General features: G+C 62.8%; 15 protein-coding genes. 5 read left to right on the top strand and 10 right to left on the bottom strand.

All coding sequences use genetic code 11. The annotated features are described in order from the left end of the window. The 5 genes from FXY94_RS06235 to typA all read right to left on the bottom strand — a co-directional run bounded on the left by FXY94_RS06235 (position 1) and on the right by typA (position 5,058). The gene (locus FXY94_RS06235; RefSeq protein ID WP_016664177.1) at positions 1 to 894 is read right to left on the bottom strand and encodes an ABC transporter permease; all 894 of its coding nucleotides are present in this window, start codon (positions 892 to 894) and stop codon (positions 1 to 3) included. Positions 895 to 903: 9 nt separating this feature from the next. Then, positions 904 to 2,088: an extracellular solute-binding protein gene (locus tag FXY94_RS06230; RefSeq protein ID WP_016664176.1), complete on the bottom strand. Its 1,185-nt coding sequence runs from the start codon at positions 2,086 to 2,088 to the stop codon at positions 904 to 906. A 233-nt stretch (positions 2,089 to 2,321) separates the two neighbouring features. Beyond that, the gene (fdxA, locus tag FXY94_RS06225; protein ID WP_016664175.1) at positions 2,322 to 2,654 is read right to left on the bottom strand and encodes a ferredoxin; all 333 of its coding nucleotides are present in this window, start codon (positions 2,652 to 2,654) and stop codon (positions 2,322 to 2,324) included. Further along, positions 2,651 to 3,127, bottom strand: coding sequence for a hypothetical protein (locus FXY94_RS06220; RefSeq protein ID WP_016664174.1), 477 nt, complete (start codon positions 3,125 to 3,127; stop codon positions 2,651 to 2,653). Before FXY94_RS06220 ends, fdxA begins: the two co-directional genes overlap by 4 nt. A 14-nt stretch (positions 3,128 to 3,141) precedes the next feature. Further along, positions 3,142 to 5,058: a translational GTPase TypA gene (gene typA / locus FXY94_RS06215; protein WP_016664173.1), complete on the bottom strand. Its 1,917-nt coding sequence runs from the start codon at positions 5,056 to 5,058 to the stop codon at positions 3,142 to 3,144. 177 nt (positions 5,059 to 5,235) lie between these two features. Here typA and pgi point away from each other — a divergent pair, with 177 nt between their 5' ends. The 4 genes from pgi (at position 5,236) to FXY94_RS06195 (ending at position 11,290) form a co-directional block, all read left to right on the top strand. Then, a complete protein-coding gene (gene pgi / locus FXY94_RS06210; RefSeq protein WP_016664172.1) occupies positions 5,236 to 6,927 on the top strand; it encodes a glucose-6-phosphate isomerase in 1,692 nt (563 codons plus the stop codon). A 196-nt stretch (positions 6,928 to 7,123) separates the two neighbouring features. Then, positions 7,124 to 8,158, top strand: coding sequence for a 6-phosphofructokinase (locus FXY94_RS06205; RefSeq protein WP_016664171.1), 1,035 nt, complete (start codon positions 7,124 to 7,126; stop codon positions 8,156 to 8,158). Between the two features lie 51 nt (positions 8,159 to 8,209). Next, entirely contained in the window at positions 8,210 to 8,983 is a 774-nt protein-coding gene (locus FXY94_RS06200) for a ZIP family metal transporter (protein ID WP_016664170.1), read from the top strand. 72 nt (positions 8,984 to 9,055) lie between these two features. Next, positions 9,056 to 11,290 (top strand): NADP-dependent isocitrate dehydrogenase, encoded by a 2,235-nt coding sequence (locus FXY94_RS06195; RefSeq protein ID WP_016664169.1) that lies wholly within the window; start codon positions 9,056 to 9,058, stop codon positions 11,288 to 11,290. A 20-nt stretch (positions 11,291 to 11,310) separates the two neighbouring features. Here the strand turns inward: FXY94_RS06195 and FXY94_RS06190 are convergent, their stop codons facing one another. From FXY94_RS06190 to FXY94_RS06175, 4 genes are all read right to left on the bottom strand, one after another. Next, positions 11,311 to 13,221, bottom strand: a complete 1,911-nt coding sequence (locus FXY94_RS06190; protein WP_016664168.1) for a potassium transporter Kup — start codon at positions 13,219 to 13,221, stop codon at positions 11,311 to 11,313. A gap of 151 nt (positions 13,222 to 13,372) precedes the next feature. Continuing rightward, the gene (gene tpx / locus FXY94_RS06185; RefSeq protein ID WP_016664167.1) at positions 13,373 to 13,867 is read right to left on the bottom strand and encodes a thiol peroxidase; all 495 of its coding nucleotides are present in this window, start codon (positions 13,865 to 13,867) and stop codon (positions 13,373 to 13,375) included. A 111-nt stretch (positions 13,868 to 13,978) separates the two neighbouring features. Next, positions 13,979 to 14,986: a PPK2 family polyphosphate kinase gene (locus tag FXY94_RS06180; RefSeq protein WP_016664166.1), complete on the bottom strand. Its 1,008-nt coding sequence runs from the start codon at positions 14,984 to 14,986 to the stop codon at positions 13,979 to 13,981. Positions 14,987 to 15,030: 44 nt separating this feature from the next. Next, positions 15,031 to 16,290: an MFS transporter gene (locus tag FXY94_RS06175; protein ID WP_016664165.1), complete on the bottom strand. Its 1,260-nt coding sequence runs from the start codon at positions 16,288 to 16,290 to the stop codon at positions 15,031 to 15,033. 186 nt (positions 16,291 to 16,476) lie between these two features. On the opposite strand from FXY94_RS06175, the gene FXY94_RS06170 reads away from it, so the two are divergent. After that, on the top strand, positions 16,477 to 17,412 hold the full coding sequence (locus FXY94_RS06170; RefSeq protein ID WP_016664164.1) for a DUF808 domain-containing protein: 936 nt from the start codon (positions 16,477 to 16,479) through the stop codon (positions 17,410 to 17,412). 19 nt (positions 17,413 to 17,431) lie between these two features. On the opposite strand, the gene FXY94_RS06165 is transcribed toward FXY94_RS06170, so the two are convergent. Then, a complete protein-coding gene (locus tag FXY94_RS06165; RefSeq protein WP_016664163.1) occupies positions 17,432 to 17,944 on the bottom strand; it encodes a phosphoribosyltransferase in 513 nt (170 codons plus the stop codon). Positions 17,945 to 17,973 lie beyond the last annotated feature (29 nt).

Raw genomic sequence — 17,973 nt, 5'->3', positions numbered from 1 at the left:
TCAGGTCATCTCTTCTTTTGCTTGTCGGTAGTTGGCCCAGACGTAAAGAACCCCAATCAGCGCAGCGAGCGCAAACACGACAATGGCCATGACAACTGACTGCTGCGGCTCTCCGTACGTGTTGAAGTGTTTCGTCATACTGACGCCGAGCATGGTCGGAGCCGAAGGGCCCGTGAGCCAGGGAACCGTGAACGACCCGACGTTCCCAATCGCGGTGAACGTCATGGCGATGACCGTGGGCACGAATGCCATCGGTGCCACGACGTCCTTCACAATGCGGATCGTTCCCGCACCAGCGTCCCGAGCGGCATCAATCAGGGCGTCAGGCACCGATTGAACCCCCGACGACACCATGAGGACCGCAAACGGAAGCGAGGACCACACCTGAGTCATGAGCACGAGGGTCGACGTGAACGCAATTTGAGGCGGGCTCGCCACGCCAAGACTCCGCATCGCTGAGCCAAAGAAACCGTCGGCCGCCCAGAAGCGAATCATGGCCCACGCCCCGATTACTCCCGGGATAAACATCGGGATGACGGCGAAAGCGGGAAGCATGCGGGTGATGCCCGACGGCCGCAGCCTCATCGCGAGAGCCACGAGCCACGCGAGGGCCGTGACGATCACGGTGGTGAGAATTGAAATGCTCACCGTCACCCGCAAATCCGAGAGAAATCGCGGATTCGAAAAGACCTCGCGATACGCGTCGAGAGTTGGAGCCCACGACTGCGTCTCGTGCGTGTTCTTACCGATCATGGCGATCGTCGTGTTCAACCCACCCGTGTACCCGAGGCTCAAGCCGAAGGCATTGATGACGGGAAAACCGATGAAAACGATGATGAGGAGGATCGGTGGGCTCGCGAGGAGCACACCGACCCATGACTGTCTCGATGCCACGCTTGCTCCCTAGGCGGTCGGAACCTTCTGGTCCCAGAGCTTGGCCTTGTTGTCTTCGTGGTCGCCAAAGTAGCCCTGGCCGAGGTTCTGCGTGTCGATGCCGTCGAATTTCTTTTGAATCTCCTCGGGCATGTCCTCGAGCGGGATGATCGGGTAACCCGCCATTGTCGTGGAAATGATCTGCTGCCCCTCGGGGGAAAGCGCGAATTTCGCGAGCGCGAGCGCGGCAGGCTTGTTCTTCGAGTTCTTCGGGATCCCGAGGAACGATGCGCCGCCCGCGAACGACGGATTCGAGATCTGCGTCGCCTTGACCCGTTCCGGGATCTTCCCGGACTCGCGGCCGGAAATGAACTGATCGGACCACACCGGGATCATCGCGACCTCGCCGTTGACCAAAAGCTCAATGCTCTGTTCGTTGCCGTTCGGGTAGGTGCCCTGGCCGTACGTGAACTTACCGATGCGCTTGAGCTCTTCCCAACCCTTGTCCCAGTGCTTTTCGTCGGCCTCGTCGTAGCTCGTCGTCATACGCTCGCGGACGTCCTTCGGGATGTACAGGTCGAGCACGCTCGTCACGAAGGCCGAGCCTGAGCCGCCCGTCGAAGGAGAGTTGTAGGCGAACTTGCCGGGGTTCTGTTCGATCCAGGTCAGAAGCTCCTTGAGAGTCTTCGGAGGTGTGGCGACTTGCTCCGTGTCGTACGCGAGGAGCACGGAGGAGGCTCGGTAGGGGAAGGCTTGTCCAAGTCCTTGGGCAAGCGCATCCTGGGGAACATCGCCGAGGGCGGGAATCTCTTTGGCGCTCACGTTGAGCAGAAGTTTCGCGTCTGCCGCGTCCGTCACCCAGCCGTCATCGATGAAGTCCATGCCCGAATCGCCGTCGCCGGCAGCGGACAAGCGCGCGAGCGATTGCTGGGAGCGTTCGGAGTGCAGATCGTGGTCAACCTTGATCGTGACCTTCGGGTATTTCTTCGTGAAGGCCGGCCCAAGCCCGTCCTGCCATAGGTCGCGCACGTTGGTGTCGCCGCCCGCGTGGATGCGAAGGGTCCCTTCGACCTCACCCGTCACATCGGCTGCCGACTCACCTCCCTTGTCGGAGGCTCCTGAAGAGTTTTTCGAGGCTGGCGCACATGCTGTCGCGAGGCCCGCGAAGCTAAGGGCAGCACCACCAAACAGAAGTGAACGTCGATTGAGGGACATTGCGTGGCCTTTCCACTGGCGCGCAAGGGGCGCATCGATTTGGACGACGCCTCGAGGTTAAGCGCGCCGATGCCCCCGCTACGCCCGTCCCCCGCCCACGCTCGCGAAAGGTCGTCAAGAGTTCACGCAGTGGTCATGAAAGACCCCGTTTAAAACGGGCTTTGCTAGCCGAACTTGGGCCTTCTGTTACTTGATGCTCACCTGCAGGCCACGTGGACTTTTGCTTCGAGGTTTTAGCCTTCGAGCGGGTTTTCCTGTGGGGGAAGTTTCTCGATGACCTCGTGGTCAAACGACTGCGGACCCAGCTTCGCCGCACCACCGGGGCTTCCGAGCTCGTCGAAGAACTCTACATTCGCGCGGTAGTACTCGCTCCACTGATCGGGCAGGTCGTCCTCGTAGTAGATCGCTTCGACGGGGCACACGGGTTCGCACGCACCGCAATCGACGCATTCGTCAGGCTGAATGTACAGCGAACGCTCGCCTTCGTAGATGCAGTCGACGGGGCATTCGTCAACGCAGGCACGGTCTTTGACATCAACGCACGGGAGGGCGATGACGTAGGTCATGGCTTCACAGTCCTTTCTTCGCGCTGGTTCGCGCGCGCGATGTTTCTGATTTGGATGGCCCACACGATAGCGACACCCACGAGAGGCACGATCACGCCGAGGAACTGGGCGGCCCAGCCCTGCCACTGCGCTTCGCCCGCAATCTGTGCTGGAACGAGAAGCCCTCCCCCGAGCGACGTGCCCGAAAAATACACGGCCACGAGTGTGAAGGCGAGAGCATCGATGAACAGTGGGAGCTTGCGCCCGCTAAGCGCGACCAGCATGCAGGTTGCGACGACCTCGTAGGCGCAACCAAACAGGAGCCCCCACGGCACGGACACGTCTTGGACGGTCGAGCGCATACGGTGCGTCCCAATCACGACAAGGCCGCCGAGCACCCCCACGATCGCGCCGACAACGATCTCGGTCGCGCGCGAGGTGGGCCTCGTACCGTCGGCGAAAATGACGCCTTCGTTGGGGTCCTTGTGACTCATTGTCTCGCCCTCGATTACGAGTTGCGGGCGCGAGCGCGAGCGCGCGCACGCTCGGTCGGGTCGAGGACGACCTTACGGATGCGCACGATTTCGGGGGTGACCTCGACGCATTCGTCCTCGGCGGCGAATTCGAGCGACTCCTCGAGCGTGAGCTTGCGCGGCGGAATGAGATTCTCGAACGCGTCTGCCGTGGCCGAGCGCATGTTCGTGAGCTTCTTTTCCTTCGTGATGTTCACGTCCATGTCTTCATTGCGGGAATTTTCGCCGACAACCTGCCCCATGTACACCTCTGAGGTGGGTTCCACGAAGAACGAGCCGCGTTCCTGGAGGTTGATCATCGCATACGGCGTCACGGCACCCGCGCGGTCAGCCACGAGGGAGCCCGTGTTGCGGAATTCAATGGGGCCCATCCAGGGCTCGAAGCCTTCGGCGAGCGAGGAGGCGATGCCGGTACCGCGCGTTTCGGTCAAGAAGCGCGAGCGGAAACCAATGAGGCCGCGCGCGGGAACGAGGAATTCCATGCGCACCCAGCCCGAACCGTGGTTGTTCATGGTTTCCATGCGCCCCTTGCGGGAGGCCATGAGCTGCGTGATTGTCCCGAGGTATTCCTCGGGAACGTCGATCGTCATACGCTCGATCGGTTCGCACGTGACGCCGTCGATCTCGCGGGTCAGCACCTGCGGCTTCCCCACGGTCAGTTCGAAGCCTTCGCGACGCATCTGTTCAACGAGAATCGCGAGAGCGAGCTCGCCGCGGCCCTGAACCTCCCATGCGTCTGGGCGATCAGTGGGCAGAACCTTGAGGGACACGTTGCCGACGAGCTCGGCATCGAGGCGGTCCTTGACCTGGCGGGCGGTGAGCTTGTGGCCCTTGACCTTGCCGGCGATCGGCGAGGTGTTGATGCCGATCGTCATCGAGATCGCGGGGTCGTCCACGGTGATGAGTGGGAGCGGACGAGGATCGTTGAGGTCGGTGAGGGTTTCGCCGATCATGATGTCGGGGATACCCGCAACGGCCACGATGTCGCCGGGGCGCGCCGTGCGCGTCATCTGCTCGCGTGTGAGCCCCTTCGTTTCGAGAAGTTCGGTGACCTTCACGCTCTTGATATCGCCGTGGCGGGTCGCCCACGCGACCTGCTGGCCCTTCTTGAGCTCGCCGTTCTCGATGCGCAAGAGCGCGAGACGGCCGAGGAACGGCGAAGCATCGAGGTTCGTGACGTGTGCCTGCAGCGGCATGTCGTCGTCATATTCGGGAGCGGGGATCGATTCGAGAATCGTCTTGAAGAGCGGTTCGACCGTTTCGGAATCGGGAAGCTCGCCGTCTGCGGGCTTGTTCGCGCTCGCACGCCCAGCTTTGCCGGAGGCGTAGATCACGGGGACGTCGAGCAGTGCGTCGAAGTCGATCTCGGCGTTGTCTTGCGAGAGGTCCTCAGCGAGGCCGAGAAGGAGATCCGTTGTTTCGTTGACGACCGCGTCGATGCGGGCGTCGGGACGATCAACCTTGTTCACGACGATGATCACGGGAAGGCTCGCGGCAAGGGCCTTGCGCAGAACGAATCGGGTCTGCGGGAGCGGCCCCTCGGACGCGTCCACGAGCAGCACGACGCCGTCGACCATGGACAGGCCGCGCTCTACCTCGCCGCCGAAGTCGGCGTGCCCGGGGGTGTCGATCACGTTGATCGTAATGCCCTCGGGGTGCCCGATCTCGGCTGCCGTCGGCCCCGAATAGTGGATCGCGGTGTTCTTCGCGAGGATGGTGATGCCCTTTTCGCGCTCGAGGTCACCGGAGTCCATCGCACGCTCGTCAACTTTGTCGCGTTCGCCGAACGCGCCGCCCTGGCGGAGCATGGCGTCCACGAGGGTCGTTTTGCCGTGATCGACGTGGGCGACGATCGCGACGTTTCGAAGATCGGAGCGGTGCTGAATGGTCATAGGAGCCTTATCTGTTCGGGATCGGCGGAAGTCTCGTGAGGTGTGGGGGTCCGACGCTTGCCTGGCCCACGCGCGCCCGATTCATGGTAACGCGTCCGGGCCCCTTATCGGCTGCGTGAGCCTTCTCGCGTGACGAATAGAAATCTGCCTCACAGGGTGAGGGATCACAATGGAAACATGAGTGAAAACAGCAATCTCTCCCCCGCCCCCGTTGATCCGACGACTACCGAGGCCTGGCAACGCCTCGAAGAGCACGACGGCATGCTCGACAAAGGCCTGCGCGAAGCGTTCGCCGAAGATCCCGATCGCGCCAAGAAGCTGAGTTTTGAGGCGGCGGATCTGTTCGTTGATCTCTCGAAGAACCTTGTATCCGAAGAAACCGTCGGACTCCTTCTCGATCTCGCAAACGAGACGGGCGTGTGCAAGCGCCGCGACGACATGTTCACGGGCGCGCACATCAACACGACCGAGGACCGCGCCGTTTTACACACCGCGCTTCGACGCCCGAAGGGGGCATCCCCCGCCCTCGACGTCGACGGCCAGAATGTCGATGCCGATGTGCGCGAGGTCCTCGAACGCATCTATGAGTTTGCGAATAAGGTTCGCAGCGGCGAGTGGACCGGCGTTACGGGTAAGAAGATCGAGACCGTCATCAACGTTGGCATCGGCGGCTCCGACCTCGGCCCCGTGATGGTGTACGAGGCACTGCGCCCGCTCGCGGATGCGGGGATTGAGGCACGCTTCATCTCGAACATTGATCCGACCGACGTGGGCGAGACGACGCGCGACCTCGATCCCGAAACAACCCTCGTGATCGTCGCGTCGAAGACGTTCACGACGCTCGAAACGATCACGAATGCGAAGCTCGTGCGCGCGTGGCTGCTCGACGGCCTGCACGCCGCGGGCGTCGCTGAATCACAGGATGCCGAAGCCGTCGCGAAGCACTTCGTGGCCGTCTCGACCGCACTCGACAAGGTCGAGGAATTCGGTATTGACCCGGCCAACGCCTTCGGGTTCTGGAGCTGGGTGGGCGGTCGCTACTCGGTCGATTCGGCGATCGGCACGATCCTCGCCGTCGTGTTCGGCCCCGAGGCCTTCGAAGAGTTCCTCGGCGGTTTCCACGCGATGGACGAGCATTTCCGCACAGCAGCTCCCGAGGAAAACGTGCCTTTGCTCATGGGGCTCGTGAACGTGTGGAACGTGAACTTCCTCGGCGCCGAGACTCACGCGGTTCTTCCCTACAGCCAATTCCTTCATCGCTTCCCCGCCTACCTCCAGCAGCTCACGATGGAGTCCAACGGCAAGTCCGTGTGTTACGACGGCTCAGCCGTGACTGCGGAGACCGGCGAGATCTTCTGGGGCGAGCCCGGCACGAATGGTCAGCACGCCTTCTACCAGCTCATCCACCAGGGTACGCGCCTCATTCCCGCGGATTTCATTGCGTTTGCTAATCCCACCTACGCACTCAAGGACGGCGATACCGACGTCCATGAGCTCTTCCTCGCGAACTTCTTCGCGCAGACCAAAGCGCTCGCCTTCGGCAAGACCGCAGAGGAAGTTGAGGCCGAGGGGACGACCGGCGCGCTTGTTCCCGCACGCGTGTTCTCAGGCGACCGTCCGACCACCTCGATCATGGCGAGCGCTCTCACTCCGAGCGTCCTCGGCCAGCTGATCGCGCTGTACGAGCACATCACCTTCGTGCAGGGCGCAGTGTGGGGCATCAACAGCTTCGATCAGTGGGGCGTTGAGCTCGGCAAGCAGCTCGCGAAGCAGTTGACGAGCGCCGTCGCGGGCGACGAGTCGGTTCTCGCCGAGCAGGATTCCTCGACGCGTCAGCTCATCGAGTACTACCGCGCGCACCGCGCCTAAATTGCGCGCTTAAGAAAACGGGACCTCGCCGAGGCGGGGTCCCGTTTTCTTTGACAAGTGGGTAACCCCCACAACCCCTATGCAATCCAACGCCGTTGCGGCTCGGCAGTCGGTCCGCCTAGCGGGATTCCCACGAAGTCCCGCGACTTTGTCTCTAGGATGGACGTGGCGCAAGACATAACCGAAGGAGAGTGGCATGAAGGTCGGCATTCTGACTTCTGGCGGCGACTGCCCGGGACTCAACGCGGTCATCCGCGGAGCAGTCCTCAAGGGAGATTCCATTTACGAAGATGAATTCGTGGGCTATCTCGACGGCTGGAAGGGAGTACGCGACAACGAATTCATCCCGATCCCTCGGCGCCTTGTGCGCGGCATCGGCCGTCAGGGCGGAACGATCCTCGGCACCTCGCGCGTCAACCCCTTTCACGAGGACGGAGGGGGCGCCGAGGGTGTGCGCAAAGTTCTCGAGGACCACGATGTGGACGCCCTCATCGCTATCGGTGGCGACGGAACACTGTTCACGGCCAATCGCCTCGCAGAGGCCGGCATCCCCGTGGTCGGCGTCCCGAAAACAGTGGATAACGACCTCGACGCCACGGACTACACGTTCGGCTTCAATACCGCCGTTGATATCGCAACCGAGAACCTCGACCGCTTGCGTATGACCGGCAACAGCCACCACCGATGCATGGTCGCCGAGGTCATGGGGCGCAGCGTCGGCTGGATCGCGCTCCACTCGGGTATGGCTGCAGGCGCGCATGTCATCTGCATCCCCGAATTCCCGCTCACGATCGACGAAATCTGCGAGTACGTTGCGCAGCGCGCTGCACGCTCAAAGCGCCGCTCCCCACTCGTCGTCGTCGCCGAGGGGTTCGTTCCGAAGGACGCGCCGGCAGACTTCATGGACTACGAGATGGACGAATTTGGCCGACCGATCCTCGGCGGCGTCGCCCAGCGCCTCGCCCCCTATATCGAAGAAGCCACGGGTATCGAAACCCGCGCGACCGTGCTCGGACACATCCAGCGCGGCGGCGAACCGAATGCGTACGACCGCGTCCTCGCGACCCGATTTGGCATGGCCGCAATCGACCTCGTGCACGAAGGCGGTTTTGGTCGCATGGTTTCACTGCGCGGGACCGACATCGTGAACGAGCCGCTCACCGAGGCAATCGACTCGGTAAAGCGCGTGCCCAGGTCCAGATGGGACGAGGTTCGCGTCCTTTTTGGGTAGGAACGCCGCGCATTTGCGCCCCAGTCCCGCTTTTTGATAATAATTCTTAACATGCTGACCGCGCTCGCCCTCACCACAATTGCCGGGCTCGCCACGATCCTCGGCTCTCTCATAGCCTTGAGTGAGCGTGCCCGCGAACCGAAAGCCCTAGGCGCGGCTCTCGCGTTCGCCGCAGGTGCGATGCTCACCGTCAGTGCTCTCGAGCTCCTCCCCCACTCGATCGGTGTGCTCGGAGCTGGCACGACCACCCTTTACTGCGTTGCCGGCCTCGTCATTGTGGGCGCCCTCGACCTTGCTTCGCGAGCGTGGGAGCGCCGTGCGGTCACGAGCGCTAGGGAGGCGCCGCAACCGTCGGACTCCTCAAGTGCACGAGCGCTTTTGCGCACGGGCCTCATCACGGCTCTCGCACTCACCGCGCACAACATTCCCGAAGGGTTCGCGACCTTCTCAAGTGCCCTGCAAGACACCGTCTTCGCACTCCCGCTTGCGGCCGCGATCGCGCTGCATAACGTTCCCGAAGGCGTCGCCGTGGCCGCCCCCATCCTCCACGCGACCGGGTCACGCACGAAGGCCATCGCCGCGACAGCGCTCTCGGGGCTGTCCGAACCGGTCGGAGCCCTCGCGCTCTACGGGCTCCTCACCGCCACGGGGCACGCCGCGAACCTCGAATGGGCAAACCCCCTCATCGCAGGGGTGATGATCGCGATCAGCGCGCTCGAGCTCCTCCCCCTCGCCTACACGCACACCCGGCTCGCGCGAACCCTCACGTGGTGCGGTGTCGGTGCGCTTGTCATGGCCGCGAGCCTATGGGCGCTCGCCGGCTGAGCGCGAGGTTTGCACCCCGCCGCCGCCTGGTACGTTTGAGAAGTTCGTGACCATCACCGCGAGGAGAAGCTGATGTCCGCCATCATGTACACCATCACCGACGAAGCCCCCATGCTTGCGACCGCCTCGCTCCTACCAATCGTGCGTGGCTTCGCCTCGAAGGCCGGCGTCGACATCGAAACCCGCGATATTTCACTCGCAGCTCGCATCCTCGCCGCATTCGCGGACCGCCTCCCCGAGGACCAACGCGAACGTGACGCTCTCGCCGAGCTCGGCGCCCTCGCTCGCACCGCAGAGGCGAACATCATCAAGCTTCCCAACATTTCGGCCTCGGTTCCGCAGCTCAAAGCCGTAATCGCCGAACTTCAGGCACGCGGTTACGACCTCCCCGACTACCCGGATAGCCCCGAAACCGACACCGAACTCGACATCCGTGCGCGATACGACGCCGTCAAAGGCTCCGCCGTCAATCCGGTGCTCCGCGAAGGAAATTCTGACCGCCGCGCGCCGCGCGCGGTCAAGAATTTCGCGAAGGCCCACCCGCATCGCATGGGCGAGTGGAGTACTCACTCGCGCACCGAGGTCGCCACCATGAGCGAGGGCGACTTCCGCTCGAGCGAACGAAGCTTCGTCGTTCACGGCGACACAACCTTCCAGATCGTCCACGTCGCCACCGACGGCACCGAAACAATCCTCAAAGACACCGTGGCCGCCGAAGACGGCGACATTATTGACGCGAGCGTCATGAGCATCGGTGCTCTCGAGCAATTCCTCACCGCTCAGATCGATAACGCCCGCGAGCACGACGTTCTATTCTCGCTCCACCTCAAGGCCACGATGATGAAGGTCAGTGACCCCGTCATCTTCGGTCACGCGGTGCGCGCATTCTTCCCCGAGGTCTTCACGCGGTTCGGGGCAAAACTCGAGGATGCGGGGCTCTCGGCGAACAACGGTCTCGGCGCGATCCTCTCGGGCCTCGAGGCGCTCGATGCCGAAACCGCCGAAGCGATTCGCACGCTCGTGAATGACCGCCTCGCCGAAGGCCCCAAGCTCGCGATGGTCGACTCGGATCGCGGCATCACGAACCTTCACGTGCCGAGCGACGTCATCGTGGATGCGAGCATGCCCGCGATGATCCGCACGGGCGGAAAAATGTGGGGGTCCGACGGCGCCCTGCACGACACGCTTGCCGTCATTCCCGATAGCTCCTATGCCCCCATCTACCAGGTTGTGATCGACGACTGTCGCCTCCACGGTGCCTTCGATCCGACGCGCATGGGAACCGTGCCAAACGTCGGCCTCATGGCGGAAAAAGCCGAAGAATACGGCAGCCACGACAAGACTTTCATCGCCCCCGCAGACGGGCGAATCGAGATCCGCTCGACGTGCGGGTGCCACGATGCGGCGCTGACATCGCACGCCGTCCAGGCCGGCGATATTTTCCGCGCGTGCCACACGAAGGATGCACCCGTGCGCGACTGGGTCGCGCTCGCTGTGCGTCGTTCCCGCCTGAGCGAAACACCCGCCTTCTTCTGGCTTGACCCGGAGCGGGCCCACGATCGCGAAATTGCGGCGAAGGTCGAGCGCGCCCTCGCCGACGAGGACACCGACGGCCTCGACATCCGCGTGCTCAGCCCCGTCGAGGCCATGTGGGAGACTCTCGCGCGGACGCGCGACGGACTCGACACGATCTCGGTCACCGGCAACGTTCTGCGCGATTACCTGACCGACCTCTTCCCCATCATGGAGCTCGGCACCAGCGCCAAAATGCTCTCGGTTGTGCCCCTCATGGCGGGCGGCGGGCTCTTCGAGACGGGAGCGGGCGGCTCCGCTCCGAAACACGTCCAGCAGCTCGTGACGGAAAACTACCTACGGTGGGACTCTCTCGGGGAATTCCTCGCGCTCGCCGAATCGCTGCGGCATCTTGCGCGCCGCGACGACAATCACGATGCCGAGGTGCTCGCGGATACCCTCGAGCGCGCAACCGAAACGTTGCTCACCGAAGGCAAGTCACCCGAGCGGCGCCTCGGCGGCACCGACAATCGAGGCTCGCACTTCTACCTCGCACTGTACTGGGCGCGTGAGCTCGCTTCACAAAGCGACAGCAGTGCGCTCGCGCGCACGTTTACGCCCGTCGCGAGCGAGCTTGATGAGTCCGCCGCTGACATCGAGCGCGAGCTTCTCGCGGTTCAGGGCACGAAGGCCGAGATCGGTGGTTATTACCGGCCCGATCCTGAATCGACAGCAGCGGTCATGCGCCCTTCAGCCACGCTCAACGCGATCATCGACCAGCTCGCGGCGCGCTAACGCGCCCGCCTCCGACCTCCCTAGAAGCGCAGGTCGGTTTCGACGCCCATCGAACGCGCAACCGGCAAGTGGAAGTGGTCGCTTGCGCGTGCCTGGTTTTTGAACATCACGCGGAACACTTTCTTCGCGACGAGCGTCAGGAACGTCGCGGGCGCAAGCACGAGGTTGGCGCGCGCTGTCACGAACCACGTGGACTTGAGACGCTGATTGCTCCAACGCTCGCTCGCATCGGGGCACGAGGCGAGAAGACGCATCGCTTTCGGCACATCCAGGTGTTCCTTGAAGCCGAAGTGGACGTTCACGCATTCGACGCCGTCGGGCACGCCCGGGACGTCCAGAATCTTGATGCGATCTTCCGCGTTCACGCGTGGAACAGGCTCGGTCGTCACCTCAGCAATCACGACGCGCGAGTGGATGGCGCGATTCACGCGCGTTTGCGTGAGAAGCGCGAGCGGCGGCGTATGGACATCCTGGTGGAGGTACACGACGGTTCCCGGGAGCTTTTGGAGCTGCTTCTTTTCCGTGCGCGCCACGAATTCCTCCCACGTTCCGCACAGGTCCCGGCGGCGCTCACGAAGGCGATTGGCGCCAAAGCGCCACACGTGCATCGTCGCGATGCACAGCGCCGATACGACGAGGGGAATCCACCCTCCCGTGAATACTTTCGCGGCGTTGGCCGCAAACAGGAAGAGCTCGGCGCTCGCAAAGAACGCGGCCACGACGATTACCTTCCACAGTGCCCACTTTCGCACGTAGCGGAGGTAGAGGAACAAGAGGGCAGTCGAGAGGAGGAACGATCCCGAAACGGCGATGCCGTACGCGCTCGAGAGCCCCTGCGAGGAGCGAAAGGCGAGGATGAGCACGAGTGCCCCCACGCACAGTAGCCAGTTCACACCGGGCACATACACCTGCCCCTTGTGCTCGCTCGTATACGTATGCGTGAGGCGCGGAAGCAACCCCAGCCGCTGGGCCTGCATCGACACGCTAAACGCCCCCGCGATCACGGCCTGCGAGGCAATGATCGTCGCGAGGGTCGCAAGAATCACCACGGGGAATTGAAGGTTGTGCGGGACGAGATCGTAGAACGGGTGGCTCGCGCTGCGTTCGCGCAGAACGAGCGCTCCTTGCCCCAGATAGTTCAGTGCGAGGCACGGGAAGACGAGCGCAAACCATGCCCTCGCGATCGGTCCTCGACCAAAGTGCCCCATATCCGCATACAGGGCTTCTGCTCCCGTCACCGTCAGCACAACAGCGCCGAGAGCGAAGAAGGCCAAGAGCGGTTCCGTCACGATAAAACCGAGAGCGTGATGCGGGGAAAGCGCCCCGATGATTTCCGGAGTCTTCACGATCGACAGCACGCCGAAGGTCGCGATCACAAGGAACCACACGATCATGACGGGCCCGAACGCGCGGCCCACGACGCCCGTCCCCCACCGCTGAATACTGAACAAGGCAAGCACGAGCACGAGCGCGATTGGCACGACGAGCGGGCCGAGGGCGGGAGACGCCTCTTCGAGTCCCTCCACAGCCGACAGAATCGAGATGGCCGGGGTGATGAGCGAATCGCCGTAAAACAAACCCGCCGCGCACATCCCGAGCACCATTACCGCGCCGAGCAGACCTCGCGTGCGCGCGCTCGACAGGACGGATGTCAGAAGCGCCGTGAGCGAGAGCTCGCCTCCCTCACCGTCGTTATCGGCACGAAGGAGCACACCTACGTACTTAATGGAGACCGTGAAGGTGACTGCCCACAGCACGAGGGACAACGCACCAAAAATATGCTGGGGATCAGGGGGAAGCGGGTGGCCGTCGGCCTCTGTGAAAAGCGCTTGGAATGCGTAAATCGGCGAAGTGCCGATGTCTCCGAAAACAACGCCGAGGGCGGCGACGGACAGTGCAAAAATACCTTGTGAACGGGCGTGAGTTGTCATCACGACCGACGAGTCTAACCTGGCCCCATGAGTCAAGAAACCGTTAAGGCTGTCTCGTGGCTCACGAATCCGTAAGGCCGTACAGCGGCTATCAGCCCCACATACGAAAGCGCCCCGGCACACACCGGGGCGCTTTCGTACTGTCGCGAAATCAGAGAGCCGCGAGTGCAGCCTCGTAGTCGGGCTCGTCATCGACACTCGGCACGAGCTGCGAGTGCACAACCTTGCCGGTTTCGTCGGCGACGAGCACGGCACGAGCGAACAGGCCGGCGAACTCGCCGTCGGACAGCACCACGCCGTAGTCCTTGCCGAAGCTCGAACGGAAAGCCGAGAACGTGTGGACGTCATCGAGGCCCTCCGCGCCGCAGAAACGCTCCTGCGCGAACGGAAGATCAACCGACACACCGATCACGACGGTGTTGTCGAGCGAGGAGGCCTTCTTGTTGAACGTGCGCAGCTGCGCCTGGCACGTGGGCGTGTCAACCGAAGGGAAAATGTTCAGCACAATGCGCTTGCCGGCGAAGTCGTCAAGAGTGACGTCTTTCAGCTCGGCGTCTGCAAGGGTGAACGCGGGAAGCTGATCGCCAACCTTGGGGAGCTCCCCGTTCGTCGACACGGTTGCGCCTTCAATGGTGACTTCTGCCATCGTCATTCCTTCTTTCATCGCTATGTCCGGCCGCGACATGCGGCCCTGCTACGACTCGTACAGTAGAACCGCCATCTGACCGTTGCCAGAAAGCGGCGCACCCTGACACGCCTACGCCCTCTCCGCTTTCATACGCTCAATGGCCTTCTTCACATCAAAGTCAGCTTTCGGATAAGCGGGGGCGATGCGTTCGAGCGCATCGGTCAGAAGCTGCTGAACAGCCAGCCGCGCGTACCACTTTCGATCCGCGGGAACGACGTGCCACGGAGCCCACGCCTTGTGCGTCTCGCGGATCGCAGCGTCGTACGCATCCATGTATGCATCCCAATGCTCACGTTCGTCGAGGTCGCCCATGTTGAACTTCCAGTGCTTATCTTCGCGTTCGAGACGCTCGTAGAGCCTCTCCCACTGCTCCTCCTTGGAGATGTGCAGCATGACCTTCACGACCTCGTAGCCCCGTTCTTCGACGAGTTGCTTTTCAAACCTGTTGATGTCGCTGTAGCGCTTCGCGAGAGTCTTGTCGTCTGCCCACCCGTGGACGCGGTGGATGAGCACGTCCTCGTAGTGCGATCGATCGAACACGCCGATGAAGCCCGGCTCGGGAAGCGCTCGACGAATACGCCACAGGAAGTGGCGATTCTTCTCCGTTGCCGTTGGGGCCTTGAAACCTTTGATTCGCACGCCCTGCGGGTCAACAGCGCCCACCACGTGACGCACAATTCCGCCCTTGCCGGCAGTGTCCATGCCCTGGATCACGAGAAGGACGCGGCGGCCATTTTCTTGGTCGCGATGCTCGGCCCACAGTCGCTCCTGGAGCTCACTGAGGTACGCGCTGCGGGCGGCGAGGATTGCTTTGCCGTCCTGCTTGTCGCCGCCAAACTCGAGCCGCGCCTTCGTCGAGAGGTCGCGCACGGAAGTGAAGCCCTCGAGGTCGAGCGGGAGCTCGTGCCCGCGTGGGCGCGCGTCAACATAGGTACCGTCCTCGACGATGTCGAGTGCAGCATCACTTACCTTCAGGTGTTTCTTCGCCTGATCGAGAACGATCTGTTCGCGCTGTTCACGCACGGGCGCCTGAGCGTTCTCAGTGCTCTTTTTGCTCTTCTTGTCCTTTTTGGCCATACCTTCAGTCTAGGAAGCGGCGAGGGGCCCTCCCTGACTCATACTTACCTAGAGGCTCGCCTGTGCGTGAGTGCGATGAAGCGCGTCACGATGAGGGCACCGAGGGCGACGGCAGCCGTCGACACCCAGACCGCCGCGCGGAGCCCGGCGCTGTCCACGATGAGGCCGCCAATGATCGCACCCCCACCGATCGAAATGTTGAATGCCGCGCTATTGAGAGCGGTGCCTGCCTCAACTCGATCCCCCGCCTCGGCGTTGACGAGCGACTGAATCGACACCGAGGCCATGCCGCCAAAAAAGCCCCACACAGCGATGATGACGAGAGCATTGACGGGGGCGGACATCACGGTCGCGACGAGGATGAGCGAAAGCGCCGTACCCACCGCAAGGACAAGAACCGCCAAGGCAGCAGAGCGTTTGATGAGCGGGCCGGCGGCGAAGTTCCCGATGAGGCCGAGCGCCCCGTAAAGCAGCAGGTACATGCTGATCTTTTCGAGATCGACGTGGGCGAAGTCTTGAAGGATCGGACTCACGTAGCTGTACGAGACGAACTGGCCCGTCACGATAATGAGCGTCAGCACAAATGCGTAGCGCACGCCGCGGATCTTCACAGCACCGAGGGTCGAGCGCACGGTTTCCACCGCGGCCGACTGCACGGGCCTGACCATTGCGACCATCATGAGGCCCACGACGAGGGCGAGAATACCCGTGGCAGCGAACGCGCCGCGCCACCCGAGCATCGTTCCGAGCCACGTTGCGAGAGGCAGTCCAAGCACGAGCGCGCTCCCGTTCCCGGCAAACGCAATGGTCAGCGCAGTCGTGCGGTCCTCTTTTTTTACCTGGCCAATCGCGACGAGCGGAAGCACGGGCCAGTTCATCCCGATTGCAATCCCGGTGAAAATGCGCGAGGCAAGAAAGAGCGGCCACGAGGTGGAGAAGAAGGAAATCGTGCAACTCACGACTACCGAGAGAAGAGCGAGTAGCAGCACGGTCTTACGGTTCAAGGGGCGAGTCACGCTCGGCACGAGTAGGGCCACAACGCCCGCGATCACGCCGGGAAGTGTCACGGCGAGCCCGACGGTTCCTCGGCTCACACCGAGGTCGTTGGAGATAAGCGTGAGCACGCCGATGGGAAGCTCTTCGATGGTGATAAGCGTGAAGATCCCGAGAGCCAGCGCGACCACCGCGATCCAATTCGAGCTCTCCGGCTCGCTGTTCGGTGCTGCCTCGGGGAGGGTCGACGGATCGACCTCCGGGTTAATCGCGGGAATAGAGCCTGTCACGGTAGGAGGAACAGCCGACACGGCACACCCCTTCATCGTTATGCGGCAGACACGTCAGGTGCCTGGGCTCACGGATGTTGACCCGCGCAGCGCCCAACACTCTAGGAAAAGACGCGAGTCTCCTCCAAGTTGTGGTGGCGGGATTCACCGCGCGGATACCCATAAAATGGGAGCGCCCTCGACGCGCGCACCGGAAGGTTTTTCCTTATGGCCATTGGCTTTGCCGCACTGCTCGACGATATCGCCGCCCTCGCGCGCATGGCCGCGGCCAATGCCGACGATGTTGCCGCCGCGTCCATGAAGGTCAGCGCAAAGGCAGCGGGAGTCGTCGTTGACGACGCAGCCGTAGCTCCGCAATACGTACGCGGAGTCAATCCCAAGCGGGAGCTGCCGATCATTTGGAAAATCACGAAGGGTTCCTTGCTCAACAAGGCCATCATCCTCGTGTTCGCGCTCCTTCTTTCGCAGTTTGCGCCGTGGGTCCTCACGCCGCTACTCATGCTGGGAGGCACCTACTTGTGCTTCGAAGGTGCCCATAAGATTTGGGAGCTTGTCACCGGCAACAAGGAAGCGAAAGAAGCCGAGCCTTCCGTTGTGCAGGGAGAGGATGCGGAAAAGAAGGTTGTATCGGGGGCCGTGCGCACCGATTTCATTCTCTCCGCAGAAATTATGGTGATCTCGCTCAACGAGGTCGCTGACCAGCCCCTCGTGGATCGCGCCCTCATCCTCGTGGTCGTCGCGATTGTCATCACGCTCGCCGTTTACGGGGTCGTGGGGCTGCTCGTCAAGATGGACGACGTTGGGCTCGCGCTCACGAAACGAGATTCAGGCGCCGCGAAGACGTTCGGCGCATGGCTCGTGCGGGCAATGCCTGTCGTCATGACCATCATCAGCTACGTCGGAATGTTCGCCATGCTGTGGGTTGGCGGTCACATCATGCTCACGGGGCTCGATGAGCTCGGGCTGCACGCACCGTACGCGCTCGTGCACCACCTCGCCGAGGGCGTCGAGGCGATCGCGGGCGTGGGCGGAGTGCTCGCCTGGCTCGTCGATACGCTGTGCGCCCTGGTGTTCGGGCTCGCGTGGGGCGCCGTCGTGGCCGGCGTGTGGGCACTGACCCCGTGGGGGAAGAAGGCCCACTAGCGCCAGCGGGGCCGGCCGCTTACTTTTCCGTGGGAGTGACGGGCGGTTCAGCCGACCAGGGGAACACGATCCAGTCGGCGGTATGTTTCCAGACGAAATGAGGCTCGACGACCGACGTCGGCTTCGAGTACAGGACCGCGGAGCGCGCCTCGGCGCCTTGAGCCTCGAGAAGCTCGAGGACAAGCGCGAGGGTACGGCCGGAATCGGCAACATCGTCGACGACGAGCAGGCGCTTGCCTTCAATAGCCTCGGTGTCAAGCAGCGGCGCGAGGAGAACTGGATCGGGAAGGGTCTCGTGAACGTCGGTGTAAAACTCGACGTTGATAGCGTCGGCAAGTTTGAGTCCCAGAGCGTATGCGAGGGACCCCGCCGGGAGCAGGCCGCCGCGCGCAACGGCGATGATGATCTCGGGCTCGAAGTCCGAATCAATGATGGTTTGTGCAAGTTCACGGCTCGCGGTGCCGAAGGTCTCCCACGTGAGGACCTCCTTCACCTGCAGATCGCTTGAATCGGCGTGGTAGGCCCCTGTCACGGCGTCCTCGTTTCCCCGGCTTTTCCGGA

Source organism: Dermabacter jinjuensis (genome assembly GCF_902381725.1).
GTDB classification, from domain to species: domain Bacteria; phylum Actinomycetota; class Actinomycetes; order Actinomycetales; family Dermabacteraceae; genus Dermabacter; species Dermabacter hominis.
This window is presented reverse-complemented; position numbering and strand designations above follow the sequence as displayed.